This is a genomic window from Haloprofundus marisrubri, assembly GCF_001469955.1.
GTDB lineage: Archaea > Halobacteriota > Halobacteria > Halobacteriales > Haloferacaceae > Haloprofundus > Haloprofundus marisrubri.
The window spans coordinates 1-24,266 of the sequence record NZ_LOPU01000040.1 but is presented as its reverse complement, the minus strand read 5'-3'; the positions used below and the strand labels follow the sequence as shown (position 1 = coordinate 24,266).

Below are 24,266 nucleotides of genomic sequence, written 5' to 3'. Positions count from 1 at the left end.
ATGCTGAAAACACTCATCGAGCGGTTCACCCGTCTCGAAGCGAACGATACTGAGGAGAATTACACTCGGGTTCACGCACAGAATGTTGCACCGTCGAGCATCAAGCTTGAATCCGATATCACACAGACAGGCGAACGCTGGGCGAAAACTTTGTTCTTCGCTGATTTTCCGGCAGCGGCAACTCCCGGCTTGCTGGATATGCTGACAACACACCCAAGCGCCGATATCGACATCTCAATTCACGCTAGCCCCCGTGACTCAGAGCAAGCAATCAACGAGTTTGAGCGAGCGATCACCAATCTCGATGCGACGAGACGAGAAAAAGAACTTCGTGGTGGTGCCTCACTCGGCGCAACGCAGCGTCGACTCCAGGATCACAAGGAAGTCCTTGCCCAGCTCACCGACGGCTCGCAGCGTGTCTTCGAGGTTGCGGTCTATCTCACGATTCGTGGGAACACGAAAAAGGAGGTCAAAGAGACGACGGCCCGGTTGCAATCAGAGTTGATGAAACAGCGTCTCGTCACGAAGTCTGTCGACTACGCCCAGGACAAAGGGCTTGTGAGCAATAGTCCGATTGGGAAAGATACACTTGAGCAGACAACACCGATGCTGGGGAAGGCTGCTGGTGCACTCTTTCCGTTCTCTGCTGGGACGCTCATAGAGGAGAGTGGGGTACTCGTCGGATTTCATGCAACAACGGACGCCCCGGTCGTCATGGATCGATTCGACCGCGAGAACGGATACAACATTCTCACCGCAGCGAAGATTGGGTCCGGAAAATCGTTCGGGACGAAGCTCCTGAACTTGCGCCAACTCGCTAAAGATCCGGATACGATTCTTCTCATGATCGACCCGTTAGAGGGCTTCCGGAGCCTCTCTGATGCCCTCGATGCGGAACACATCGTGGTCGGCGGTACTCGAGGCTTGAATCCCTTAGAAATCAAGCAGACACCAGCACGTGTACTGCGGGAAGTCCCTGATATCGATCCCTTCAGTCAGCGGTTCAGTAGCGTCATGGGCTTTTTTGATACGTTCTTTGCGCATGTCGGCAATGGGCTTGATAAGAAAGAGCGTGCAGTCCTTGGCACTACTGTTCGGGAAGCGTACCGCCGGAATGGAATCACATCGGATCCCTCCACACACGGCAATACGAGTCCGACGATTCGCGATGTAGTTGGTATTCTTGCCGAGATTGCTGAGGATGCGGAGGCGTTTCTTGACTCGGTTGATGAACAGGCAGCCGATCCGACCAGGCTAGAGGTTGAGAAGTGGCAAGAACGCGCTGCCGAGCTCCGAATGGCGATGCGTCCATTCATGGGAAATGGCGAGTTCTCGAACCTTGCCGGTGAAACGGAGGTCAACATCTCCGGTGAGAAGGTTGTTTATCTGGATCTTCAGCAGGGTGAGGCCGATCGTGAGATTGCGTTGATGATGCAATTGCTCTTCGACAGTGTCTACCAGCGAGCCAAAGAGACGGACAAGCGCGTTATTCTCGCCGTCGACGAGGCTCATTACCTCATGGAGCACGAGGGGAGTCTACAGTGGCTTGACCGCGCTACACGCCATTCTCGCCACTATGATTTGAGCATCCATCTCATCACTCAGGAGCTCAAGGACTTCTTCATTCATCCACGGGCAGAGACCATCGCGAACAATTGCTCGATGAAAATCCTCTATCGGCTTCCAGGTCTCTCTGAGGAGAATCGTATGAAGCTCGGGCTGACGTCCCGTGAGGCAGAGTTCATTCGCAACGCAAAGCCCGGTGATCGAGACCGTGGATACAGCCACGCACTCGTCTCGGTAGAGGACGAAGGAACCTACCCGGTCAAAGTGACTGCGTTGGAGGAAGAAGCTCAACTCATCGAAGCGGTTGACGACCCTCAAAATACCACTAATGGGGTGTAGTCATGCCAGACGATAATCCTCCTCCAAATTACAAGATGTTTGAGTCATTTCAGAAGGCTCTGGGAAGAGAGAGTTCTCACTGCGAAGTCTGCGGAAAAGTCGTTGATGGTCATGATATTGGTGATTTCAACGTTCTCCTATTGGAGAATAACGTCTTCACAGCAGAGAATCACGTCGTGCTCTGCCGTGACTGTGAGGGGCGTGACGATTGGAAGGAATCCGTTCGAAGAAAACGAGCGGCAGAGCAGCCACAGCCACCGACTTCGATTCGGGGAAAAATCCGACACTTCCCAGAAACCATCCGTGACTACGTCACCGATCCAACGGCTCGATTCCTCTTTGGACGCCGCCTCGGCGTTTTTGGCATACTCGTCGGCGGAACACTCCTGCTGATTCCCGTCATTGCTGCAGTCGTTGGCGCTCTCTTCGTCTCTCCAGATGCCGGCATGCAGTGGTTCGACCAGTCGATTGTAGCACTCACAGCAATAAGCTCCGTACCGATACGCACGCTTGCTTGGTCATGCACCGGCCTGCTTGGCGTTGTCTACTTCACTCACATTGCCGAGCGGGAACGCAATGACCCTACGGGCTGGGCCGGCGAGTGGAACCCACCGAAGTGGTACGCACTTGCTGTCTACACCGTCATTGGGCTCTATGGTGCAGTCACACTCATCCTCGTTGCATCCGGGGACACGCCAGTCGGTCGTCGCTTCGGAGCCCGAATCTTCTGGTTCCTCGGATCGCTGGGGATTGCGTACCAGATTAAAGACGCACTTCGATTAGACCTTGTTCGGATGGTCTGGGAGCCCCATCGCGAACTCTGGGAATTCCCCGCCCGATACGGATTCATCCTCGCACTCACATCATTCCTTGTCGGCCCCCCTGCCTCACTCCCATCGTTCACCACACCACTCTTGGCCGCACTGACACCGACTGTGAGCACCGCCTATATTATCGCTCGAGTGCCTCACGATCGGGTATTTCGAGACAAGTGTATCGCCGCACAGGACCGCCTACTTGAGATCCTTCGTATTCGGAATAATGACGACAACTAACTCACTTCGACCGCTGCACCGCTCAGAGAACCCCTCAACTGTAGAGTCTGCTCAGAGAGGTGTTTGTAAGTGACTCGTGAATACATTCGGGTGACGCCCACCTCCGAAACAGTCCACACGAGCACGATACCAACTACAATCGAGAGCCTGCACAAACTCACAGCCGAGCAATCCTCGCTCACACAGCGACTGAATCCCTTACACTCGAATCCACCACCGACGTTCGAGTTTCTCGTCGTGAGCGAAGGCGCTGAGGAGCCAGTCGAGTTCTACTACGGAGCCGACAAACACCTTGAAACACTTGAGGAACGCCTTACGCGAATCTATCCGTCGTCGTTCGATATCTCGCGTGAATCCATAGATCTGGAATCGAAATTCCTCACAGACGATGTGACTGAGGAAGAACTGTCACCACAAGGCGTGCAGTGGAATGCTTCGAGCGTACGCAGCAAGGATTGGATGATGCTGCTCACTCGAAGTAACGCAGACTCATGGTCCTTTGATGATGGGCCCTCACTTCCCCTCGTTTCACTCATCGACGAACTCTCCGACGTTGAGGCACCAGTTGTCTTTCAAGTGCTCTTCCAGCGGAAGCCTGATTGGTCGTCTGCGGCCGAAAATCGAAAGCTCGACCTCAGAAATCAGACGGACACGCTCATCGACAAAGCAGTCAGCACCGTCTTCATTGACACGCGTACGCTCGCTGAGAAGGAACAGTCTCTCAGCGATAATACGAGACAACGTCTCGAAGAAATTCGCGCGAAAAACCCGAGACGTACGTTCACCGTGAACCTCCGAGCGGTTGCTGTTCCACCGGCCGAGACGGACGAAGGGATGGTGGATGCCCAACTCGATGATTTGATGACCGTCTTTGACTCGATTGGTGGAGAGTTCTATGAGGTTGAGCGTGAACGGCTTCGCGATAAGGGACGTAGCCATTCAATCAGTACGTTGGACCGACTCCTCAATCGAGAGCTCGTTACGGGCCGGGGTCGAACGACACCGGATTTCGTGTGTAATGGGCGTGAACTCACGCAATTCATCACGATTCCCTCTGGGAGTGAACTCAGCGTTGAGGGGTCGCGTCGAACGCGCTCCAAACAGGAAAGCCGGAGTTCACTACCCTTGCCCCATCACGACCACATGGAGAGCTTTCGTGAGGGAATGGCGATTGGCCATGCCATCGACGAAAACGGGACGCCCGAAGATGAGTCGGTGTGTATTCCGACATCGTCGCTGGTCACACACTACCTCCGGGCGGCAACAACGGGTGGCGGAAAGTCGAAGGCACTACTCAACGATATTCTCTCGGCGTACGCCAACACCGATGGCCCAATCATTGTTCTCGACCACAAGGGCGACGGCCTCGCCGAGAATTATATGCGAGCTCACGGTCGCCGCTTCGGGATGGATGACCTCGAAGAGAACGTGCTGCACTTCACGCTTCCCGATATCCTGCCTGGACTCTGCTTTTTCGACCTCCGCCCAGCACTCTCGCGAGGCGTCCGGCGGACAGATGCTGTCAAGCGCAAAGCCGACCAGTACAGACAAATCCTCGAACTCGTCATGGGGAAGGACCTCTTTCGACGCGCAGTCACCTCCCCGATTCTCATTGAGTCGCTCATCAAGGCGCTGTTCGACGAGGAGTATGGTCGTGAAAACGGGAACTATCGCGAAAGCACCGACTTCTTTGGACACGAACAACTCGAGCATATCTCGGACCAACTTGCGGCCGCCGGTCCACCGAATCCGGATGAAGCGGCCTTACCGAAGACAACTGATGTCGCTGCCCAGCGTGAACTCCGCCGGAGGGTCAATACGGACGCACAGTCGTTCTCAACTACTCGTAAAGGGCTCACCAACCGCCTTGCATACATTTCACAGAACGATAATCTCCGAGAAATCTTCGATAACACTGCCCAGCAGCTCGATCTGCAAGAGGTTCTCGATAGTAATCAGGTCATCTTGTTCGACCTCGGTGAGGTGAGTGACGAGGCCGCAAAGATCCTGACGGCACTCATCTTTGCATTGTTAGAGGATGCTCTCCGGACGCACGAAGACGACCTGACCCAGCGCCCTGACGATTACGTGGTTAACCTCATGATTGACGAGGCGGCGTCTGTCGCGGCTTCTGAGGTCCTCAACAACTTGCTTGAGAAAGGACGGAGCTTCCGACTCTCAGTGGGGCTGGCGATGCAGTTCCCCGAACAGATGCGAGCCGAGGGTGGGCGACGTCTTTACCTCAATCTGCTCAACAACATCGGGACGTTGCTCGTCGGGAAGATCAACGTTGACCGCGAGCTAGCGAACGCAATTGCTCACGAGGAGTTGGATCCCGAAGCGTTCGCCAATCGGATTCGATCGCTCCCACGTGGTGAGTGGATTGCCCAACTCCCGAGTCCGACGTTCGGAGAAACCGGCCCGTATCCGTTCAACGTCAAACCACTCCCGATTCCAGCAGGGCACCCAGAGAGTACATCTCCACTCTCGAGTACTGAAGAACAGCGATTCCAAGACGCGCTGTCTCGCGTGCACGAACGGACACAGCAGGAGTTCGGCGTCCCCCGAGACAACAGTCAGCCAACAGCGAAAACGCCTGACGAATTAGGTGAGTTGCTTGATGTCACCACCGATGAGTTGGATGTAGCCATTGCGAAGACCGTCCGAAGCGTACAACTCCGTGAAGGCGTTCGCGACGATAATGAGTGGGTGAGTGTCGAGACCGTCGATGAGACACTGCGAGCGTTGTACGAGCGGGTCGAGGCCGAGCCACCGGATTATGAGGAACTCACCGAGATTCGTAAACGGTCGCGACTGCTCGACACCACCGTCGATATCGACGCCGACGAACTCATCGTTAAGCTCACGGAGGCGGGTGAAACAGCAGCCGAACCCGATACAGGCGACGTTCGATCCGCTGGTGGGGGCGATCACGACGCGGCGCTCTTGGAGATTGAACAGGCGCTGTCCGCGCTTAGATTCACCGTCTCGATTCTCACCCAGGATGGAAGTGAGAAACCAGACGCGAGAGCGACCCATCCAGACCTCGAATCACCGTTCGCGATTGAGGTCGAGACGACGACGCCAGAGTACCCAACGAAAGTCCTCACGAACCTCCAGAAGGCACAAGCAGAGAGCGCAGTTCCGCTGTTTGTCGTCCGAACAGGCGAGACAGAGGCTTACTGGGCTGAACGAATTGAGACTATTCTATCACCCCCAGTTCGTGAACTATCGAACGGCGAGACACGGTTCTATACACACGATTCGCCGTTGACGTTCAATGGCGGTGCGACCGAACAGGGTGGCGTAACGGCCATCCGGCCAGCAAGCGGAGACGACTCAAGGCGTTCTGTGTGGATAAAAGATGGAGACGAAATTGTCCTCCGCGATGGCAGTGACACAGAACACTTCCGTGTTTCTGAGTGGGACAAAGTCACCAAAGATCGTGTGCCAGCAACATACAGTTACGACCACCCGGTAGAGGAGTATCTCGTCTATGAGCGTGGTGAGATTCACGTCTATGAGTCGAAAGCAGCGCTTGAAGCTGAGTGGGTGACAATCAACAAGCCATTCATCCCAGCAGAGGAGTTGCCAGCACCAGCATATCCGCAGTCATCGTATGGTATTGTGATACTCCGAGAAGATAGTGAGCCTGCTGTCTATGAGGATGGCGAGTTGAAGCCACTCACCACACTCCTTGATGGAACTATTCAGCCAGCGTCTCCCGAGTCGGGAACACAACCCACGACCGACGTCACATTCGAGACGTTTGTCGAAGAGTGTCTTGTCGAAGATGGAGAAACAGTGCTCCCAAAGGGCGACGTACGAGCAGTCTATGAAGCGTGGGCAAAGCGACATGACCACGACCCTGTGAGCCCGAGTTGGTTCTCCCGAAAGCTTGGGGATCACATTGAATTCACGAGCGATCGGCGACGACTTGATGGGGAACTTGTTCGTGTTTTCGTTGGGTTCGATATCGATTCCCCCCAGGAGAGTGACACTGAATGAGGGGCGGGAAAGAAGAGAGTGACACTGGGTGTCGACATGCTGTGAAACAGAGGGTGTTCCACCCATCTTTGTGGTTTGCTCTCAGCCACGGAATCGCAAGACAGCGTCGTGTTCCAGCCATTCGGAATTTGGGTGGAACACTGACCATCTCGGGAAAATGGATGGAACATCGCTACGTCATGCGATTTTCACTCGAAAACCGGGCGTGTTCCACCCAAAAACCAACTAGTATAGAGGGGGGCGAGGCCGTTGGAAGTGAGCAAAGCGAGCAGAGAGAGATTTTTTCTGGCGCCCGGAGGGGCGCGGCCATGAGTGAGGAAAATCAATGAGTGACGAAACTACTAGAAAGTTGATACTGGATGGATTGCCGGATGTGCTGGTTGAGCGAGACCAATGGGTGTGTTGGCGGAGCGAGAAACGTGGTGGGAAGTCGACAAAAATCCCGGTTGAGCCTAGAGTGGGTTCGTTTGCGTCGTCGACAGATTCTGAGACGTGGTCGGACTTCGAAACCGCACTCAAATATCTCCAGTCTGGGGGTGCGGATGGACTCGGATTTGTGTTCACTAACGAGGATCCGATTGTCGGCGTCGATCTCGATGATTGTCGTGACCCAGAGTCGGGTGACGTCGACGAGGATGTACAGGATATTATTGAGAGATTAGACTCGTATACCGAGGTGTCGCCGTCGGGAAGTGGGTTTCACGTACTTGTCCAAGGTGAACTCCCCGACGGACGGAATCGACGTGGGAAAATCGAGTGTTATGACAACGCTCGCTTCTTCACGGTGACAGGTGAGCACGTCGACGGGACACCCCAGACGGTAAAGCGGAGACAGGATGCGTTAGAGGCAGTTCACCGAGAGTATCTTTTGGATGTGAGAGACTCGCAGCCAGGTAACAACCCTAAGCGTGTGACAGCCAGTGATGGCGAATCGACAGATGCTGAGAGTGGACTCTCGGATACGGAGTTAGTTGAGAAAGCGAAGGGGGCGTCGAATGGCGCGAAGTTCGAACGACTCTGGAATGGGAATCCGAGTGGGTATGAGAGTAATTCGGAGGCGGATATGGCGTTGTGTTGTTTGTTGGCGTTTTGGAGTGGGGGCGACGAAGCGCAGATGGATCGGGTCTTCCGACAGTCAGGGTTGCTGCGTGGGAAGTGGGACGACGTCCATTACGCGGATGGGTCGACATACGGTGAGAAGACCATCGAGCGGGCGGTGCAGACGACCTCGGATTTCTATACGCCCTCGAAAAAAGCGACGACTGAAACTGTCTCGGAGCCATCAGAGTCGCCCAGGGCTTCTGAGAGTCGTGATGATGCGTACGTGGGTGAGAAGAATCGGTTGTTAGCAGAACGTGTGGAGACGTTGGAAACGCGTGTTAGGCGGAAAGACAAGCGGATTGAGTGGCTTGAAGCGGAGGTCAAGCGACTGGAGTCGAAGCTCTCGGATGACGATACTGAGTCAGTGAGCGAAGAGGAGAGTCGACAGGCGAGTAATGATGAGGAATCGGAGTCAGCGTCGTTGTGGGGGCGGACAAAGCGTCTGTTTCGAACAGACGCCGAATAACACCACGATGGCGTCCACAGATGTTTAAGTTACCACAGCGCAATCGTCTAGCTATGGCCACGGATCTCACCGAACGGGTGCAAGAAATCGCCGAAGCACGGGACATACCCGAGTCAGAGATCCTCGAACAGGCGTTAGAACGCGGTGTCGAAGACCTCTGGGCCGACCTTGTCCTCTTGCGACACATAAACGATGAAATCGATCGCGGAATAGCGATCGAGCTTGTCGGCCGTGACCGTGTTAAGCGAGCAGAGCGTGAATTACAGGCCGTCGAAGACGACGTTCGGTGGGGTCTGAGTGCGTGAGTATCAACTCGTGAGTTCGTTCAGGAATTCACGTCCTTCGACAATTGATGTCCGATCGCCAACCCCAACCGCAGAAAGTATATCGGCGATTGCCCGTTCGGCAATGCGGTCACTGACAAGGACAGTGACGTGGGAGGCACCTTCTGCGACGTATTGATACGCAAGCCCGGCGAGAATCGTATCCGTTTTCTCGATTTCGTCTTCCGTGACGTCGTCTGCTGAGAGCGCTCCCATCCGTGCTCGTGTTTTGTCTACGACTTCTGGTACACGCGACACAGAAAAGTCGATGTGTCCAGGTTCCAGTCAGCCGGCATCCTGCGCTGAACGGAGGCGATCACGCTGGTACTCGTATGCATCAGGGCTTTCACCCAACTCTTCGGCCACCTGCTCAGGGACGGTGACAGTGATTCCCTGCCGACGAACAAACCGCTCGAACGCTTGGTACTTTTCGTTCGAGGGACCACCCATCGCGAAGAGAATGCTACTGTCGATGATAGCAGTGCTGTCGCTAGGAATATTCCCTCCGGACATCACTCAGGGCGCTCCAGATACGGGTCATACGAGGCCGCCTCTTCGACGACATCTTGGAGGGCGGTGAACACAGTCATCCCTTCGACAGGGTGGACATCGAGTTTCGTTGCCGCAGTTCGCTGTGTGAGTTCACCGGCCATGATGCGAAGCGTGTAGTGGAGTGCAGCGGCAAGTTTGGCGATTCCTTGGCGCTCAACGAAGACGCGGATATCCTCGGTATCAAGTTGTCGTCCAATCGCATCGACGAGCGTCGGCGTTGCGAGCACTTCCCCGTGTTCGGTGTCGAGCTGGAGTTGAATCGGATCGACCGTGACCGTTGCTGGCGTCACATTTTCGTCCCGCCCGAGCACGCCCATCTCCTCGAGTTGCCCGATGTACTTGTACGTCGTCGAGTGCGCCATGTCGAGGTCAGTCTTGATGGCCTCAATCTCGACGGGGCCGTGCCGGAGGATGTAGCTATAGAGGCGAGCGAGTCGCGGCGTGTTCAGCAACTCGGCGTAGGTGAGCAGATCATTGAACGTCGCCTCAGGGTTCGGCGTGGTTGCAATTCGGTCATCGGCAGACATCACAATCTATGTACTATGGATAGTGTATTAACTCTTGGTGAGACCGTGTTCGAGTTCTCGGAATATGCACAGAGCGCGAGTGGACTCTTGTCCTCGGCGCGAGCTCCAGTTCTTGAGACTGGTCACGTACGTTGACCAACATGAGCCGCTAATACCGGTGCTGTTGGTTAACAAAATCGCGAGCGTTCAGCGTTTCAAGGAACACGAAGGGCGGCTTCAAGAGGTGAGTTAATGAGCTTCTCAAACGGATCTCTTCACGAGCATCATGAGCGAGCCACCGTCGATAGATCTCGTGGCCGAGTGGGAGGCTGAGCTCGAGCGCCGGACGACGGTCGAAAAGATATACGACGTCGCCCTCCAACTCAGGGAGCCACTGCGTGTCGCTGACATCGCAGACCGGGCAGGCATCACACCGGATACCGCACGGGAGCACCTCAACTTCCTCACAGAACTTGGTGTTGTGAAGAACCCGAGCGACGACCCAGCTACCTACGAACGCAATGACGCCTACTTCGAGCGGCGACGAATCGACCAGCTCTGGACCGAACACAGTGTCGAGGAACTCCAAGAACGAATTCGTGAATTGGCTGCCCGAATCGCAGACTACGAAGCGGCGTACGACGCGTCGACACCGGCAGCCGTTGACGCTGCCACTGTTGCAGAGGCGAGTGGTGACCGGACAATCGATGATGTGTACAGTGATCTCCGTGATTGGGTGACTGCTCAAGAGGAGCGGAAGCTCACTAAACGAACTCGCCTGCAACGCTGTCGCGGCGACAATCAACAATGAGACCCGTTGAGTCGGCTACCATCGACGATTCCATCCCCATTGAGACGATTCGGGGGATTCTTCGGGAGCACTCGGTGCAATGTGCACTTTGCTTCGGTTCCCACGCGATGTCAACCACCCATCCAACGAGTGACATCGATATTGCGGTCGAGTTAGAAACGACTCGACGTGAGGATCCAGCGTACAATGAGGCGTTCTTTAGTCTGAGTGCAGATTTGAGTGAGGCACTCGAGACAGATGACGTGGACCTCGTCGATATCCACACGCTCTCATCACGCGTTGCTGCATCGGTTTTCGAGGAGGGAATCCTCCTTGTTGGCGACCTGAAACACGCCGAGGAACTTCGGCGGCGTGTAACCGACAGATCGTCTGATTCCCGGTCGCCACGCGAACGCTTTGACGACGCACTCAAGAAGATTGATGCGCATCTCAGCGGGTCCAGTGGTCCGGCATCTATGGAGCACGACCGACAGCGATGACTATGGGGTGTCGTACTCGCCACGGGATGTTGTTAAGGTTCAGTCTACAGTAATGTTCAGTATGAATCTCCCGAGACCCTCGCTTCGGGGTGTTGCCCGCGGCACTAGTGTACTCGCGTGGCTCAGCGGCGGGTATGGGTTCTTGTTCATGCTGGGTGCATTCGGACCCGTTTCCTGTTGGACGAGTCGGACAGCCACCGAGACCAGCAACGGTGCATCTACCACAGTGGTTACTCGGGGGTGTGAAGCAGGGATAGATTATCTCTTCGGGAGCACAGGCGGCAACGCTCCAGTTCTGTTTGGCTGGGCCATGGTGCTCATCGGACTCGTTGCCATCGGTGGCGGTGCTACGTGGCTCGGCCATCGGCACCTCACCTGGACGACCGCAGTCGTCGGAACGATCATCTCGATCATCGGTGTGATGAGCATCGGGTGGTACTTCCTGTTCCCAACGCTGTGCTTGCTAATAGCCGCGATTGCGCTCACCGTCGAGGCCCGCCGAGAGAGCACTGGGAGACGCCCAACTGCAATTTGAGAACGACATCCACTACGACGAGGGAGATTCCGGTTCTCCAGCGAAGACCACCTCGTGTTGGACTCGGTCGACTGCACCGCCCCATGCTCAGTTGAGAGCACCGGAAGCAGTGGTGTCTGTATCAGGTACGCAAGCGTGTTAACCAACGCAAGTCGCCTAATTCCAGAGCTGTTGGTTAACAAAATCGCGAGTGCGTTGCGTCTCAGTTTCGAAGGCTCGTATGGGTGGATTCAACCAGTGAGCCGAAGCCCATCCGTCGCTTCGTAGAGATAGCCTTTCAGCAACAATTGCTCGAGGAGGTCGTGTGCCTCGGGTCGCTCGAAGCCACCAGCAGTGAGAATGTCGACAGCTACGTCGTGTGTAATCGTCTCCTCGTCATCGACACCCTGCATGATGAGTCCAAGTGCAGCTTCTTGTGACGGCGTCAGAGGGGTCGACGGGTTCGGCATTATTTCAGAGTCTGTGAGCGACCACCGAGACTGTTGGGGTTGTGTCTATCAGGATAGTGGTGAATCAGTACCGTTGCTGGAACCATTGTGCAATTTCTTGTTGGAACTGCTCGAACCAGTGGAGGTCGTTGTGTAGCACGGCATAGACTACGTCGTGATTGACATCTCCATACCGATGGGCGAGGATGTTCCGAAACCCGACTGCTTCGTCCATCTGCTCTTGCACCTCTGGCGAGATGATGTTCGCAGACCCGAGTGACTCGATTTCCTTTTTCGAGGTTCCACTCGGTGAAAGCCCCTCGGAAGCACGGGTGTGCTGAGCGAGGTCGATGCAGGACTGAATGAGATTTATGAACGTCCGCTCGACCGCTCATTGAACGACGACATCTTCGACGTACTCCGTCTTCGACATGCCCCGCATCTGCTTCAAATCGTTCGTATACTCGTTGATGTGCTGGAGTTTATCGACAACGATGTCCGCATCAACCATCTAGACGTCACCACGAGCAAGTCGGTCGATGAATTCGCGACGCTCTTGTTCACGCTCGCTTGCGCCTTCCTCGTATGCATTGGTGATACGCTGTTGATACGCATCAACCACCTCTTCGCCACCAACGAGACAAATGCCATCTCGAAGCGCCGCATGTGCAACGTGTGTCGGCAGCGACTCGATATCGCTCACATCAACAAATCCATCTGCGAATTCCTGTAACTCAGCATCGATACGGTTCCGTCGACGGAATCGCTCACCTTCAGACATCTCTTCTGGGAACCGAAGCGCAATATCGACGTCCGATGACTCGTCTGTTGTCCCTCGTGCATATGACCCAAATAGGATTGCAAAGCGAACTTCTGTTTGAGCGAGGTACGCCCTGATGGCATCAATGTCGAGTGTATCGACAGCGGAGTCATCTGAGTTGGGCATGGTGGTGCTTTACGCTCCAAGGTAATATATCTCCAGATACAACAGCGTCTACATCTTGACGGTGTTCTGTTGCGAGGGTACGAAGTGACTCATGAATCATTTCGCGATGCTGAAGCGGGGCAAGCGCACGGTGGACGGTACTTCGGTGGACGTCGGCGCGGCGTGCGAGTTCGGTCGCGGTCCGTGGGGTGTCGAGGTAGTAGCACACACGGAGGGTTGCCCCTGACAACAGCTCCGGCCAGTCGATGCGTGAATACTGCTGGATGAGGTCCGTGAGTAACTCGAGTGCCTTTGCGTCCGACAGCCGAACCTGCTTTGTTTTCCCCTGTCGGCGTGTCTCGACGAGGCCAGCTGTTTCGAGCCGCTCGACGAGTTCTGAGGTGTAGCTGAGGCTCCGATCGAGATTCGTCGCGAGGTCAGAGACCGTCTGCTCACCGTGAAGGGCAGTCAGGGCGCGAACCTCGCCTTCTGTGAGCATACTGTTGCATACTAGCGAACCAATATATACATCACTTCGGTATTTTGCAACATACGGCTAACTCAGTCGAGATGGGAACGTATAGGATGAAAGCCCTCAGCGAGCATTTCGTCCGTGGCGCCATGTTGAGCAACCGTTGACCAGCCCGTTCAAACAGTGTCCTCCCGTCGATGTGCACGCTATGTGCATGAGGCGAAATCGTTATTGGGTTATGTGCAAAACATGCACATGAGATGAGTTCGAGTGACGATCCCCGACGAGTCCACTTCCAATCGCCCGAATACCTCGTCGACAGACTTGACGCCATTGCAGACCTCTTCGATAAAGACCGCACCGACTTGCTCGTCGAAGCAATCCGCGAATACATCGAAGACACCGCCCACAGCGAAACGTTCCAAGAACTAGTCGCGACGAAGTACTACGACGACCAACTCGAGTTCGAGGCGGTCAAGCAGTTGGTCGGCGCTGAAACCGCCCAACGGCTCCGCCTGCTCAAGGCAGATCTCGAGAGCGAACCGTTGGATCTCGCTGCGCCCACTGACGTCGACATCTACGGCGACGATGCAACATCGGTAGAGACCGCGGACAGCGACAAGCGATGAGCAGGCCGCGACTGCGGACAGTCGTCGCCGACACGAGTGCGCTGGTCAGTCTCGCCGTCCCACGAGCCGACGCAGCCTACGACACCGACACGGCTCCGGATCCCCTCCAGTATCTCCTCACCTCGTGTGACGTGTTCGTGCCACCAGAAGTCGTTGCAGAGCTCCGTGACATCACGCAGTACCAAGACATCCACGCTGCGGCTGCGAACAACGTCCTCGCCGCTCGCACCCATTACACGGTCGAGGATCCGTACGAACGCGACGATACGCTAGACTCGCGGCCGACGTTCGGCCTCGACGACGGCGAAACCGACGGTATCGTACTCGCGAACGCACTCGCCGTCGACGGGTTTCTCACTGACGAGTTCGGTGGCACGAACTTCCCGCTGATTCATGCCGTGCTACAGGGCCCGCGGATCGTCCCGACGCCGCGGCTCATCGTAGACTACGCTCGAAACGGGTATCTGAGCCATGAGAAAGCGAGAACGCTGATTGCGACGATTAGCCCGCACCGAAGTTGGGAGAACAGCCCCTATGTCGCCCAATTGCTGGCCCTCTTAGAGTGAGGCCCGATTCCGAGACGGTGACCCGACTGCTTACTCTCAAACAGTTGCATACTACTACTACTACTACTCGCGGTTCCCAATGGCGTAAATTCGACCATCAGCGATTCCGACGTAGCACATCCCGTGCGCTAGCGCGACATCTGTATTCATAATGTAGCCCGCCATCCCGATGTCGGGGACTGTGATCTCGATATCCCACGTTTGGCTGTCATTCGCCTCGTAGGCAACGACGGAGTCGTTCTGTGGCACGACTACGCCACCGTCACCGGCAGCGGGGGGTTGATTGAACCCATTCTCGGCCGATCGCCAACGAATCGACCCGTCCGAGATGTCGATTGCAACTAACCCTCCGTGATACGTATTCATGTACGCAGTCTCGGCTGTGACTGCTGGTGAGGGAATCGCGTTCCCGTAGTCTTCGTCGACGACGGTCGTCCGCCACAGCACGGTTCCATCAGTGGCATCGGCTGCGACGAGTTCCTCGGCGATGCCTGGGACGTAGAGGCGGCCGTCGGCGACCGTCGGTGTGCCCTGAATATCCGGACAACACTCGTCAGGCGTGGCGATCTGTTCACTCCAGCGTCGCTCACCAGTGGTCGCATCAAGTGCCGCGATACGCCCGTCAGTTAACCCAACGTAAACACCGTCGCTGTCCGCACAGGTCGCTGTGTAGCTCTCCCCGTCGATGGGTGTGCGCCATTGTTGGGCGCCATCTAACGAATAGGCATACACCGCGTTGTCCTCGTCTCGCGTCGCCAGGTAACACGTCCTGTCCACAACTGCTGGCGAGTCAGTCACGTCCGGAATCGTCTCCGTCCACAGAGTCGAGCCATCGTCGCGGGCGAGGGCTGTCAGCGTCGCCTGCTTGTAGTCCGGCCCGCGAGTGACGGTCAAGAGTGTTTCGCCTACGAGGCTGATCCCGACGGCACGTCCTGTTTCGAGGTTCACGTCGAGTTGCTGTTCGCCGGATTCAGCATCGAACCCCGCAAGGTATACCTCTGAACTCTCGGAGTTATCTGAGGATTCAACGTAGGCGATGTAGACGCGTTCTGGGCCGACTATCGGTCCCGTTGCGCCATATGGGTCGTTTCCCGGACGTCGAAGCCAAGCGACGCCGACATCGCCGTGTGGGATTGTTGAAGCTGCATAGCCGGTTCGGCCGCCATCGTGACCCTCCATCAGCCAGCGACCGGCTGTGGTGTAGCTTGCTTCGTATGCATCGTTCGTGAATGGCTTCGGCACCGACTCCCTGCCTGAGAGATTGGAAACGCTCGGGGCGGTGCATCCAGCAAGAGCTAGTACACTTCCGCCAGCTACCGTCTGTCGGAGGAGTTGTCGACGCGTCAGCGAGACCATGTAATCAATGGATAATGCTCTGTCAAACGTCTTCTGGAGGAACAAGCAACCGCTAACGTCAGTTGAGAAGCCCTCGAAAGCCTCCGGACGCTCGACGACCGCGACTCGCTGCGCGTCTCGTGCCTGCGGTGCTTGTGTCGTCGGGGCACGCCGAGCGTCCAGCCCCTTTCAGTCCCACCCGGGGACTGTTGTGGAGTCAACGCTCTTCATCGGCTGCTAGTGTGGTACGTAACGGCCCGCCCCGCTCGCCGCTTCTGCCTTCCGCGTCGCTCGCACCTAGTCCGTCTAGGTTGATCGCAATATTCTTTACTGATTCGCTGTAAACTGTAAACACCCGATTGCCCATGTCACGCACGTCAAATCGAACCAACGGCGACGTCATCCGCGACTTCCTCTCGGTCGCGGACCTCCTCGAGGAGCCACAGCTCGCCAAACTGTACGCGTATCTCGCCCGAGAGGAGAAAGCAACCGTCCAGGAACTCATGAACGAGCTCAACTTCGCGCAGGGCACGGCCTACACCTATGTGAACCGGCTGGTCGACGCCGGCGTCATCGAGGCGACTACCGACGAGCAACCCCGGGTGTACGTCGCTCGCGACATCAATCTGACCGTCACAGCAGCTGATGGCGCTCGCGAGTACACGATCACGCCCACGCTCATCGACGCCATCGCCCGTCGCACGACCGACGACGACATCGATACCTACATCGACCGCCACGGCATCGCCGGACTCGCAACGGCGCTCACCTACACCGTCGACCGCGAACATGGCGAGGTCACCCACCGATTGATGGCCCACGATCTCGATATCTCGCCGCTCGCCGCCGAGATGATTCTCCAGGCGCTCCGCCCCGTCGTCCACGAGCACTTCGATATCGAGGAGTCGGGTGCGTCGGTCGCGGACATCGAAGATGTTGACCGAGACGTTGTCGGCGACGACGCGTGAGTGCCATCCACATCGCGGATACCGGCCTGTTCGTAGCGATGGGGCAACCGTCGAAGCGTCGGTATCAGGTCGTCCGAACGTTCACGCGGCGTAACGGCATGACGTTCGTGCTTCCAGAACGCGTCTACGACGAACTGACCGTCAACGCGTCCGACGTTGAGACACCGCCGGTCGACATAGCAATCGACGAAGGGTGGTCGCGCGTTGCGGAGCCATTGGAATACTCACATGGGCTGGTTTCGAGGACGATGGACGGTGTGCAGCGATACATCGCGAACGCGGATGATCGCCCAGCTGACGAGATCGAACGTGCAGATCCAGCGCTGGCAGGGGTCGCCGCCCAGGCGTTCGTCAACGAGACCGCTGACCACGCTTACATCTACACGACGGATACACTTGCTGGCGAGGGAGCCGAAACCGTCTTGGCCAGTGAGGGCTACGGCGACTCAGTCACGTACGTGAACGGCTTCCGCTTCGTCGAAGATCTTCTGTAGTAGTCCGCTCCTCGGCGAGTCCGTATACCGGTCGCTGTGAGTCCAGGTTTCGGTAGCAACCCGCCAGCGATGGTCGTCGTCATCTCGGAAGCCCTCGACCGCTCGGCATCTCGCGACGGCCGCTGCGCTCCTCGTTCCTGTGGTGCTTACGGAGTCGGGAAACGACCGAGGCGGCCTCGCCCTTTCTGAGTCCATCAAGACGTTGGCTGGTTCCCCGAGTGTCGAGTCCGGCTGTTCAGGTGGTGTAACGGCCCGCCCCGCTCGCCGCTTCCACCTTCCGGTGAGCAAAGCTCACCGACGTCTCGTTCGCTTCACTCACGAGACCTCCGCATCGCTCGCGACTGACCATTCCGGGACTGCCTGCCTGCAGTAGCGGGCGGGCTGCCGGGCTAAAATGAATGTGCCTTCGACGCCAGCAGGTAACCGCGAGGGGGTTGCGCTGCATGGCTGCTCACCCCCCCCACGCTTACTCTGCTGGACGCTTGCTTCGGGCGGGTCGCCGCGCGGTGCTGGTTGTGTGGCCTGACATTGGCGCTCTCGCTCGCGCCCCAGGGGCGCTCACGAAGGCGCGAGCGAGAGCGCGTAGACGGGTCTGTCGGGTAACGGTGTGAGAAGTCCGCGATGTAGGAGCATCGCGGTGTCGGGCGCGTGAGCGCCTTCAGGAACCAGTGTAAGTTCCAATGTCAAGTAACAACGCAACCAGTAATGTAGTTTCGGTCGATGAACAGACGTTCGAAAAAGCAGACGAAGCAGTGGTCGACGAGGACGGCTTCGAGGTTGTCGATGAGACGCCGGAATTCAGAGCGACGGTGCAGATGGAAGTGCAAGCGAAGGTGGACGCAAACCACCCGGACGGAATCGTCGACAGTAGTGATGAGCGCATCTACGGGGCGACCCTCGAACAGGAAGAGCGTGTTCGGGGCCGTGAAGCAGAGCTGGAGCGCATCAGTGCAAGAGCAACGTTCGGAACGCAGGACGGTCGAGAGAAGCGGTCACGAGTTGTGGCGGCGAAACGGAGTGTAGAGCGACGGACGGAGTTTCAGAAGCGAGCGGCGAGTGTGGACCCGTGGGCAGACCCGGAGCGAGACGATCCGCGTGAAGAACTGACGCAGGAGCAGTTGGCGGCGGTGAATACGCAGGCGATGCGGTTGAGCGAGAAACTTGATGGGTGGTCACAAGCGGCGATTGGTCGGCGGCTGGGTGAAGTTGTGGTCGGTGGAACGGACATGATGAGCGCAGTCGTCGGGGTGTTCGAGGAGTTACAGACGGCGCCAGGGCAAGTGGTTCCCATTGGAAAGCTTGAGGACGTGAATCGCAGAGAGGTGAGCATCGACGGGACTGTGACTCAGTTGTGGGAGAGCGACTCGCCGGCAATTCAGCAAGTGGGACTCATCGAAGACGAGAGCGGCCGTACGAAGCTAACTGTCTGGGAAAAGTCGAATCAACCCTGGATCACAGAGGGTGAGCGGGTTCGCATTCACGGAGCGGCGAAGAACTGGTACAATGGGCGCGCCTCGGTGGCCGTCACTGGGTGGAGCACCGTGCATTTCCCCGAGCGCGGTCGGTGGTGGGAATAGCCGGTCGTCGCGGCCTTCTTTTTTGCTACGTGCCCGTTCGCCCGCTTCCCACCGCCCCACCCAACCTCCACGTTCCGGGCGGCTTACGAGCCGCCGGGCTTTCGCTACAGTTCGGCAGTAGATTCGCTCCGTAGTCGACAACTAGATATTTGTGAACGCATGACAAACACAAAGCGTCATGTCAGAATCGCCACCAAATATCCAACCGCCAACGCCTGAAGAGATCCGCGAACTCGCTGAGCAGCATCACATAAGCCTCTCAGACGATGAGGTCGCTGACTTCGCGGCGATTATCGAGGGGATGCTGGGCGGCTACGAGCGGATCGATGAACTGTCGGATCCGACACCGATTGTCCAATATCACACGCGTGACTCTGGGTATCGACCCGACGCCGAAGAGGACCCGCTGAACGCGTTCGTCCGCAAGTGTGAGGTACAGGGTGCTGAGGACGGGCCGCTAACAGGGTACGAGGTCGGTCTGAAAGACTCCGTTTCGCTTGCAGGCGTCGAGATGACGCTCGGCTCAAAGCTGTTTGAGGGGTACGTTCCTTCCACCGATGCGACGATCGTCACGCGGCTGCTCGATGCGGGCGCGACGATCACGGGGAAGCTCAATATGGAGGATATGGCGCTGTCGGGGAGTGGCGAACTCTCCGCAACCGGTCCGGTCCTCAATCCCCGCGACGACGACTACATCGCCGGTGGTTCCTCAAGCGGCAGCGCCGCGGCGGTTGCGACCGGTGACGTCGACGTCGCGATCGGTGGTGACCAAGGCGGCTCGATTCGGATTCCAGCTGCGTGGAGTGGGATAGTCGGCCACAAGCCCACCCACAGCCTTGTTCCGTACACCGGTGTCGCCGGGCTAGGTCGGTCGTTCGACCACGTCGGGCCAATGTGCTCGACCGTCGAAGACTGCGCACTTCTGCTCGATGTGCTCGCTGGTGCAGACGGACTCGACCCTCGACAGGGTGCGGTGGCGACGCAGCAGTACAGCGATGCGTTGGGAGCCGACCCAGCGGAGATTACCGTCGGCGTGCTCGAAGAGGGATTCGGCCACGAACAGAGTGAACCGGGCGTCGACGAGACGGTTCGTGATGCACTTGCGGCGTTCGAAGATGCTGGCGCCGAGGTAACCGAGGTTTCGGTCCCGATGCACCTCGATGGACTCCCGATATGGAATGCGATCGGTCTCGAAGAAATCACCGCGACGGTGAACGCCGAGTGTGTTGGCCACTACGGGAAGGGCTTCTACGACACGCAGTTCGCGGACGCCTTCGGCCGAGCTCGGCGTGCGCAGGCGGACGACTACCTCTCGACGATGAAGCTTACACTGATCGCCGGACAGTACCTTTCGAATGAATATCGAGGGCATTACCACGCGAAAGGGCAGAATCTCGCCCGTAAGCTCACGGCAGCATACGACGAGGTTCTCGAAGACGTGGACGTCCTCGCGATGCCGACGACGCCGCAGACCGCACACGAGGCCAACCGTGATATCTCGCGAGTGGAAGCGATCGACCGTGCGTTGAATATGCTCCCGAACACAGCACCGTTCGACAACACCGGCCACCCAGCGATCAGTATTCCTGCCGGTCAGTCTGATGGCCTTCCTGTTGGGCTGATGTTCGTCGGTGATCGCTTCGACGATGCGGCCGCCCTTGCGAGCGCCTACGCCTTTGAGCAGCAGGTTGCGGTTGAACTCTGACCGATCTGGCTCTATTGAAATCCTCAGTCGCTGATAATTTGTTGGGGCCGTGCTGAATACAGAGCGCAAGTCGGTCACGGGAGTCGCTCGGGTTCGGCGTTACGTGCTGGGTTTGGTTCTATCCAAAAAAGAATCTCAGAGCAAACATAACAACGAACGCCCCAACTGCACCCAAAAGACCGGCTTCAACCGAGGAATCACCAAGAACGACGAATCCGATAAATGTGCCGACCGCAACTGCGAGACCGTATACGAGGGGACGGCGGATATTGACCATAATGCCGTGTCTACAGCCGAAATCAAAAGTGTCCTGTATTGAGAGTGTAGTCGCTGAATGGAAACTGATTGTTCTATGCGCACATTCACCTGACGGCTGTTTCATCACTAGTACCGTGAAACGAACAGCGACAGGTTGCTGAACTCACCCTCTAAGTTCAGCACGCCGCTTCTGTCAGACTCTGCAGATTTTGACAAGACCGCCTAGCTGTTTTTCTGCCCCTGAGGGGTGAGGGGCGCGTGGAGACGTGCGACTCGGCTGGTGTCCCTCGTGAGTACTATGGCAACCAGAGATATCTACGAGACGACCTTCGACGAAGACGTTCAGTGTGAGCCCAGTTCGAACACCTGTCCCGAATGCAACGGCCACGTGGCGACCAACGTGGTGGAAACTGTCTGTGAAGACTGTGGCCTCGTCATCGCAGACCAGCAGATTGACCACGGTCCCGAGTGGCGTTCATTCGAAGACGACGACAGCAACTACGAACGGACGGGCTCCCCACTTACAGCGGCCCGTCACGACCGAGGCTTATCGACCACAATCGGTCGGAGAATCGATGGGAAGGGACGCACGCTCTCTGGGTCGAAACGATGTCAGCTTGCCCGACTGCGACGTGAGCAGACGCGGGGACGGTTCCAGTCGAAAGCCGAGCGGAACCTCGCACACGGCTTGGGTGAGGTCCGAAGAATCACGAGTGCTCTCGAACTCGGTGACTCGATTCGTGACCAGGCGTGTCAGCTGTTCCGGAGCGCTCAGAACGAAGACCTGCTTCGAGGCCGATCAATCGAAGCGATGGCGGCCGCCAGCGTCTATGGGGTCTGTCGGTGTCACGGACGGCCAGTCGCACGTGATGACCTCGTCAACGTTGCTCGTGTCGACCACTCGGGCGTGACGAATGCGTACAAAACACTCAACAGAGAATTAGGACTCCCGACAAAGCCCGTTGTCCCACAATCGCTAATTCCGAAACTCGCTTCGGAACTCGATGTTGATACACGGGTTTGCAGTCGGGCGAGGACGCTTGCCAAGCGTGCGCACGAGACGGCAATCGCGAACGGCTGTCAGCCGTCCGGAGTTGCTGCAGCCTGTCTCTATCTCGCCAGTCGTGAACACGGACAACCGTTAACACAGACACAGGTTGCAGCGGCCGCTGGAACGACGCCGGCGACGTTGCGAGCGCGACACGCAGAACTCACCGAGATGATTGACGGGGAGGTCCGAATCACACCGGCGTAAGGGTCATTCAGGTAGGATCAGCGTCCATAGACAAGACGGGTGGTTCTGTGGCAGTACACAGCTCGATTGCCACTTGCTGGGTTCGTCTCGAGATTGAAATACCAGGACGGACGAAATCGAGACAAGCCAATGACTGACCATCATTCTGACTACGAAGCTCTCCGTCCCGTGGGTGAAGCGACCCAGACACCTGACCACGAACTCAATGCTCGATTCGACGCTCAGGACAACGGGCGTTCCATCGCAGGCTACCTAACCGAGACTCAACAGCAAGAGACCAACTGTACCTCTTGTGGGATGTCGATTCCTCCCTGCCAGCCAAAATGCCGATTCTGTCTCACCCACCATCTCGATCCATCGGACGACGAGCGTCACTCGGACACTGAGATGTCGCTCCTGCACGTCGTATACCTATTCGTCGAGTCGTCGACGTACTACGGCGCCGTCGCGAAGGGAGCCGCTGCAGCGAGACTGCTTGCAACGAATGGGTCCGACCCCGCCGTCGACGAGTGCCAGCTTATCTACGACTTCGACGAGGAGCCTGCTGCACCGTTGACCGATACGTGGCCGACGCTTCCTGCTGCGATACGAGTCGCTTCAGAGTGTGGCGAGGAGGTACTTGAGGGTGCCCGTGAACGGACGATCTGGCGAAGCACAACTTGCTCGGCGACTGAACACTCGACGTACCTCTACGACGAAAGCGGGAGTGCCATTCAGTATGAAGCGCATCTTTCGACACTCCTTGAGAGCGCAGGTGACGACGGCTGGCTCGCACCAGCGATTGCACTCCAGCGCTCTCCCGTGGAGACGCGTTCGGAGTCTCGGGACCATCGGGTACCAACGAAGACATCGCTGCAGTGTTGGGAGTGTGGCCGAGAGACTGTACATCGGTTTTCGGCGTTTGAGGAGAGTCCCAACGACGCGTGGGCTGGACAGCCAATCTGGGAGTGTACTCTGTGTGGAACACCGTGCTTTGGGCCTGAGCCAGGGAGGAAGGAATAGGACTACGCAGAGAGATATTATCCACCCCTGAGGGGTGCGGGGCACTCAGAAATGATCGTCCCGAGACTAAACGATGACAGCAAAAGATACCATCAGTCAGGTGCCGCTCAAGAGCAACCACCGTATCGCCCTCAGCAACACCAGTTGTCAGATGAAATGCGTCGCACGGCAGGGTGTGGGTCGATGAAACGGCTAGTCGACCGTTTGTTCGCTACTGAGGAGACCGTCGTCCACGAGTGCCGTCGCTGTGGAACGACACTCAACAGCACCGACGACTCGTGTCCAGTCTGTGATTCTACTGATGTTGCAACCTACAGATTCTGAGATTCATGATTCGGAGAACAACACTGGGAGCGAAGCACCTATTGTGATACGTGCGTATCACAGCATATGAGCACTGACAGCGACTCCGGGTCTAATGGCGAGATGGAGAAGATCAATGTCCGAGTGCCACAGACGCTCCTCTCCCAGATCGACGAGGTCTGGGAACAACGTGGCTACGCAAACAAGTCCGAATTTATCCGTGATGCGCTTCGGGACGCTGTCAATCCGCCAGCGCAACTGTCCGAGGAGGCCCTCAAGCACCTTGCAGAGAGTCGTGAACAGCGAGAGCGCGAAGAAACAGTGTCGCACGACGACGTGAAGGACCGTCTCGGACTCGATGACTGACATCAAGTGGACACCGAAGGCAATCAAACTACTCGAAGGACTCGACACCGAAGCTCAAGAGCGACTCGTCAAGAAACTCGACGAAGCGAAAGACTGGACCTCACACCGCGTCGAGAAACTCACTGGTTATCCGTACTACAAACTGCGGGCCGGGGACTACCGTGCTATCTTTTCAAGGCGAGAATCCCGCACTTTAGGGCGGGCGTGAAGCCGACAACTCCTACACGGACCACAGTCGGTTG

General features: G+C 57.0%; 24 protein-coding genes and 2 pseudogenes. 18 read left to right on the top strand and 8 right to left on the bottom strand.

Annotated features, from left to right (window positions below; all coding sequences use genetic code 11):
• The 5 genes from AUR64_RS18820 to AUR64_RS18800 all read left to right on the top strand — a co-directional run bounded on the left by AUR64_RS18820 (position 1) and on the right by AUR64_RS18800 (position 8,840).
• Entirely contained in the window at positions 1-1,905 is a 1,905-nt protein-coding gene (locus AUR64_RS18820; RefSeq protein WP_058583517.1) for a VirB4 family type IV secretion system protein, read from the top strand.
• 2 nt (positions 1,906-1,907) lie between these two features.
• A complete protein-coding gene (locus tag AUR64_RS18815) occupies positions 1,908-2,960 on the top strand; it encodes a hypothetical protein (protein ID WP_058583516.1) in 1,053 nt (350 codons plus the stop codon).
• A 90-nt stretch (positions 2,961-3,050) separates the two neighbouring features.
• Positions 3,051-6,968: an ATP-binding protein gene (locus tag AUR64_RS18810; protein ID WP_240479636.1), complete on the top strand. Its 3,918-nt coding sequence runs from the start codon at positions 3,051-3,053 to the stop codon at positions 6,966-6,968.
• Positions 6,969-7,293: 325 nt separating this feature from the next.
• The gene (locus AUR64_RS18805) at positions 7,294-8,535 is read left to right on the top strand and encodes a phage NrS-1 polymerase family protein (protein WP_058583514.1); all 1,242 of its coding nucleotides are present in this window, start codon (positions 7,294-7,296) and stop codon (positions 8,533-8,535) included.
• 53 nt (positions 8,536-8,588) lie between these two features.
• On the top strand, positions 8,589-8,840 hold the full coding sequence (locus AUR64_RS18800) for a hypothetical protein (protein ID WP_058583513.1): 252 nt from the start codon (positions 8,589-8,591) through the stop codon (positions 8,838-8,840).
• Positions 8,841-8,843: 3 nt separating this feature from the next.
• Here AUR64_RS18800 and AUR64_RS18795 read toward each other — a convergent pair whose 3' ends face one another.
• Both AUR64_RS18795 and AUR64_RS18785 read right to left on the bottom strand, forming a co-directional pair.
• Positions 8,844-9,074 (bottom strand): hypothetical protein, encoded by a 231-nt coding sequence (locus AUR64_RS18795; protein WP_058583512.1) that lies wholly within the window; start codon positions 9,072-9,074, stop codon positions 8,844-8,846.
• A 296-nt stretch (positions 9,075-9,370) separates the two neighbouring features.
• Entirely contained in the window at positions 9,371-9,937 is a 567-nt protein-coding gene (locus tag AUR64_RS18785) for a DUF7437 domain-containing protein (RefSeq protein ID WP_058583510.1), read from the bottom strand.
• A 265-nt stretch (positions 9,938-10,202) separates the two neighbouring features.
• On the opposite strand from AUR64_RS18785, the gene AUR64_RS18780 reads away from it, so the two are divergent.
• The 3 genes from AUR64_RS18780 (at position 10,203) to AUR64_RS18770 (ending at position 11,741) form a co-directional block, all read left to right on the top strand.
• Complete coding sequence (locus tag AUR64_RS18780; protein ID WP_058583509.1) at positions 10,203-10,727, top strand: DUF7342 family protein; 525 nt, start codon at positions 10,203-10,205, stop codon at positions 10,725-10,727.
• Positions 10,724-11,206 carry a type VII toxin-antitoxin system MntA family adenylyltransferase antitoxin gene (mntA, locus tag AUR64_RS18775; protein WP_058583508.1) on the top strand — a complete coding sequence of 161 codons (483 nt, stop codon included), beginning with the start codon at positions 10,724-10,726 and terminating at the stop codon, positions 11,204-11,206. Before AUR64_RS18780 ends, mntA (AUR64_RS18775) begins: the two co-directional genes overlap by 4 nt.
• Positions 11,207-11,516: 310 nt before the next feature.
• On the top strand, positions 11,517-11,741 hold the full coding sequence (locus tag AUR64_RS18770; RefSeq protein ID WP_058583507.1) for a hypothetical protein: 225 nt from the start codon (positions 11,517-11,519) through the stop codon (positions 11,739-11,741).
• A 230-nt stretch (positions 11,742-11,971) separates the two neighbouring features.
• Here AUR64_RS18770 and AUR64_RS18765 read toward each other — a convergent pair whose 3' ends face one another.
• The 4 genes and pseudogenes from AUR64_RS18765 to AUR64_RS18750 all read right to left on the bottom strand — a co-directional run.
• Positions 11,972-12,190 (bottom strand): hypothetical protein, encoded by a 219-nt coding sequence (locus tag AUR64_RS18765; protein ID WP_058583506.1) that lies wholly within the window; start codon positions 12,188-12,190, stop codon positions 11,972-11,974.
• A 64-nt stretch (positions 12,191-12,254) separates the two neighbouring features.
• Positions 12,255-12,548 (bottom strand): annotated as a pseudogene (gene hepT, locus AUR64_RS21180) (type VII toxin-antitoxin system HepT family RNase toxin); the annotation flags it as partial.
• A 132-nt stretch (positions 12,549-12,680) separates the two neighbouring features.
• Positions 12,681-13,115 carry a type VII toxin-antitoxin system MntA family adenylyltransferase antitoxin gene (gene mntA, locus AUR64_RS18755; protein WP_058583505.1) on the bottom strand — a complete coding sequence of 145 codons (435 nt, stop codon included), beginning with the start codon at positions 13,113-13,115 and terminating at the stop codon, positions 12,681-12,683.
• Between the two features lie 85 nt (positions 13,116-13,200).
• Positions 13,201-13,593, bottom strand: a pseudogene (locus AUR64_RS18750) (helix-turn-helix domain-containing protein); the annotation flags it as partial.
• Positions 13,594-13,826: 233 nt separating this feature from the next.
• Here AUR64_RS18750 and AUR64_RS18745 point away from each other — a divergent pair.
• A complete protein-coding gene (locus AUR64_RS18745) occupies positions 13,827-14,195 on the top strand; it encodes a hypothetical protein (RefSeq protein ID WP_058583504.1) in 369 nt (122 codons plus the stop codon).
• Positions 14,192-14,761 (top strand): hypothetical protein, encoded by a 570-nt coding sequence (locus tag AUR64_RS18740; protein WP_058583503.1) that lies wholly within the window; start codon positions 14,192-14,194, stop codon positions 14,759-14,761. Before AUR64_RS18745 ends, AUR64_RS18740 begins: the two co-directional genes overlap by 4 nt.
• A gap of 63 nt (positions 14,762-14,824) precedes the next feature.
• On the opposite strand, the gene AUR64_RS18735 is transcribed toward AUR64_RS18740, so the two are convergent.
• Positions 14,825-16,117, bottom strand: coding sequence for a PQQ-binding-like beta-propeller repeat protein (locus tag AUR64_RS18735; RefSeq protein WP_082230862.1), 1,293 nt, complete (start codon positions 16,115-16,117; stop codon positions 14,825-14,827).
• 344 nt (positions 16,118-16,461) lie between these two features.
• On the opposite strand from AUR64_RS18735, the gene AUR64_RS18730 reads away from it, so the two are divergent.
• From AUR64_RS18730 to AUR64_RS18715, 4 genes are all read left to right on the top strand, one after another.
• Positions 16,462-17,064, top strand: a complete 603-nt coding sequence (locus tag AUR64_RS18730; protein WP_058583501.1) for a DUF7437 domain-containing protein — start codon at positions 16,462-16,464, stop codon at positions 17,062-17,064.
• Positions 17,061-17,558, top strand: a complete 498-nt coding sequence (locus AUR64_RS18725) for a hypothetical protein (protein ID WP_058583500.1) — start codon at positions 17,061-17,063, stop codon at positions 17,556-17,558. The genes AUR64_RS18730 and AUR64_RS18725 overlap by 4 nt, the downstream gene beginning before the upstream one ends.
• 680 nt (positions 17,559-18,238) lie before the next feature.
• Positions 18,239-19,135 carry a DNA-binding protein gene (locus AUR64_RS18720; protein ID WP_058583499.1) on the top strand — a complete coding sequence of 299 codons (897 nt, stop codon included), beginning with the start codon at positions 18,239-18,241 and terminating at the stop codon, positions 19,133-19,135.
• Positions 19,136-19,313: 178 nt separating this feature from the next.
• A complete protein-coding gene (locus tag AUR64_RS18715; RefSeq protein WP_058583498.1) occupies positions 19,314-20,840 on the top strand; it encodes an amidase in 1,527 nt (508 codons plus the stop codon).
• 118 nt (positions 20,841-20,958) lie between these two features.
• On the opposite strand, the gene AUR64_RS20660 is transcribed toward AUR64_RS18715, so the two are convergent.
• On the bottom strand, positions 20,959-21,117 hold the full coding sequence (locus AUR64_RS20660) for a hypothetical protein (protein ID WP_155120667.1): 159 nt from the start codon (positions 21,115-21,117) through the stop codon (positions 20,959-20,961).
• A 279-nt stretch (positions 21,118-21,396) separates the two neighbouring features.
• Here AUR64_RS20660 and AUR64_RS18710 point away from each other — a divergent pair, with 279 nt between their 5' ends.
• From AUR64_RS18710 to AUR64_RS18695, 4 genes are all read left to right on the top strand, one after another.
• The gene (locus AUR64_RS18710) at positions 21,397-22,353 is read left to right on the top strand and encodes a transcription initiation factor IIB (RefSeq protein WP_058583497.1); all 957 of its coding nucleotides are present in this window, start codon (positions 21,397-21,399) and stop codon (positions 22,351-22,353) included.
• Between the two features lie 129 nt (positions 22,354-22,482).
• Positions 22,483-23,355: a biosurfactant protein 1 gene (locus tag AUR64_RS18705; RefSeq protein WP_058583496.1), complete on the top strand. Its 873-nt coding sequence runs from the start codon at positions 22,483-22,485 to the stop codon at positions 23,353-23,355.
• Positions 23,356-23,745: 390 nt separating this feature from the next.
• Positions 23,746-24,024, top strand: a complete 279-nt coding sequence (locus AUR64_RS18700; RefSeq protein ID WP_058583495.1) for a ribbon-helix-helix domain-containing protein — start codon at positions 23,746-23,748, stop codon at positions 24,022-24,024.
• Entirely contained in the window at positions 24,017-24,232 is a 216-nt protein-coding gene (locus AUR64_RS18695; protein ID WP_058583494.1) for a type II toxin-antitoxin system RelE family toxin, read from the top strand. The genes AUR64_RS18700 and AUR64_RS18695 overlap by 8 nt, the downstream gene beginning before the upstream one ends.
• The last annotated feature ends 34 nt before the right edge of the window (positions 24,233-24,266 follow it).

Coding starts and splice junctions, on each gene's coding strand:
- AUR64_RS18730 (WP_058583501.1), top strand. CDS start 16,462: ATGTCACGCACGTCAAATCGAACCAACGGCGACGTCATCCGCGACTTC.
- AUR64_RS18765 (WP_058583506.1), bottom strand. CDS start 12,190: ATGCCGAACCCGTCGACCCCTCTGACGCCGTCACAAGAAGCTGCACTT.
- AUR64_RS18705 (WP_058583496.1), top strand. CDS start 22,483: ATGACTGACCATCATTCTGACTACGAAGCTCTCCGTCCCGTGGGTGAA.
- AUR64_RS18715 (WP_058583498.1), top strand. CDS start 19,314: ATGTCAGAATCGCCACCAAATATCCAACCGCCAACGCCTGAAGAGATC.
- mntA (WP_058583505.1), bottom strand. CDS start 13,115: ATGCCCAACTCAGATGACTCCGCTGTCGATACACTCGACATTGATGCC.
- AUR64_RS18795 (WP_058583512.1), bottom strand. CDS start 9,074: ATGGGAGCGCTCTCAGCAGACGACGTCACGGAAGACGAAATCGAGAAA.
- AUR64_RS18710 (WP_058583497.1), top strand. CDS start 21,397: ATGGCAACCAGAGATATCTACGAGACGACCTTCGACGAAGACGTTCAG.
- AUR64_RS18805 (WP_058583514.1), top strand. CDS start 7,294: ATGAGTGACGAAACTACTAGAAAGTTGATACTGGATGGATTGCCGGAT.
- AUR64_RS18780 (WP_058583509.1), top strand. CDS start 10,203: ATGAGCGAGCCACCGTCGATAGATCTCGTGGCCGAGTGGGAGGCTGAG.
- AUR64_RS18720 (WP_058583499.1), top strand. CDS start 18,239: ATGTCAAGTAACAACGCAACCAGTAATGTAGTTTCGGTCGATGAACAG.
- AUR64_RS18735 (WP_082230862.1), bottom strand. CDS start 16,117: ATGGTCTCGCTGACGCGTCGACAACTCCTCCGACAGACGGTAGCTGGC.
- AUR64_RS18820 (WP_058583517.1), top strand. CDS start 1: ATGCTGAAAACACTCATCGAGCGGTTCACCCGTCTCGAAGCGAACGAT.
- AUR64_RS18745 (WP_058583504.1), top strand. CDS start 13,827: ATGAGTTCGAGTGACGATCCCCGACGAGTCCACTTCCAATCGCCCGAA.
- AUR64_RS18785 (WP_058583510.1), bottom strand. CDS start 9,937: ATGTCTGCCGATGACCGAATTGCAACCACGCCGAACCCTGAGGCGACG.
- AUR64_RS18800 (WP_058583513.1), top strand. CDS start 8,589: ATGGCCACGGATCTCACCGAACGGGTGCAAGAAATCGCCGAAGCACGG.
- AUR64_RS18770 (WP_058583507.1), top strand. CDS start 11,517: ATGGTGCTCATCGGACTCGTTGCCATCGGTGGCGGTGCTACGTGGCTC.
- AUR64_RS18695 (WP_058583494.1), top strand. CDS start 24,017: ATGACTGACATCAAGTGGACACCGAAGGCAATCAAACTACTCGAAGGA.
- AUR64_RS18700 (WP_058583495.1), top strand. CDS start 23,746: ATGAGCACTGACAGCGACTCCGGGTCTAATGGCGAGATGGAGAAGATC.
- AUR64_RS20660 (WP_155120667.1), bottom strand. CDS start 21,117: ATGGTCAATATCCGCCGTCCCCTCGTATACGGTCTCGCAGTTGCGGTC.
- mntA (WP_058583508.1), top strand. CDS start 10,724: ATGAGACCCGTTGAGTCGGCTACCATCGACGATTCCATCCCCATTGAG.
- AUR64_RS18740 (WP_058583503.1), top strand. CDS start 14,192: ATGAGCAGGCCGCGACTGCGGACAGTCGTCGCCGACACGAGTGCGCTG.
- AUR64_RS18815 (WP_058583516.1), top strand. CDS start 1,908: ATGCCAGACGATAATCCTCCTCCAAATTACAAGATGTTTGAGTCATTT.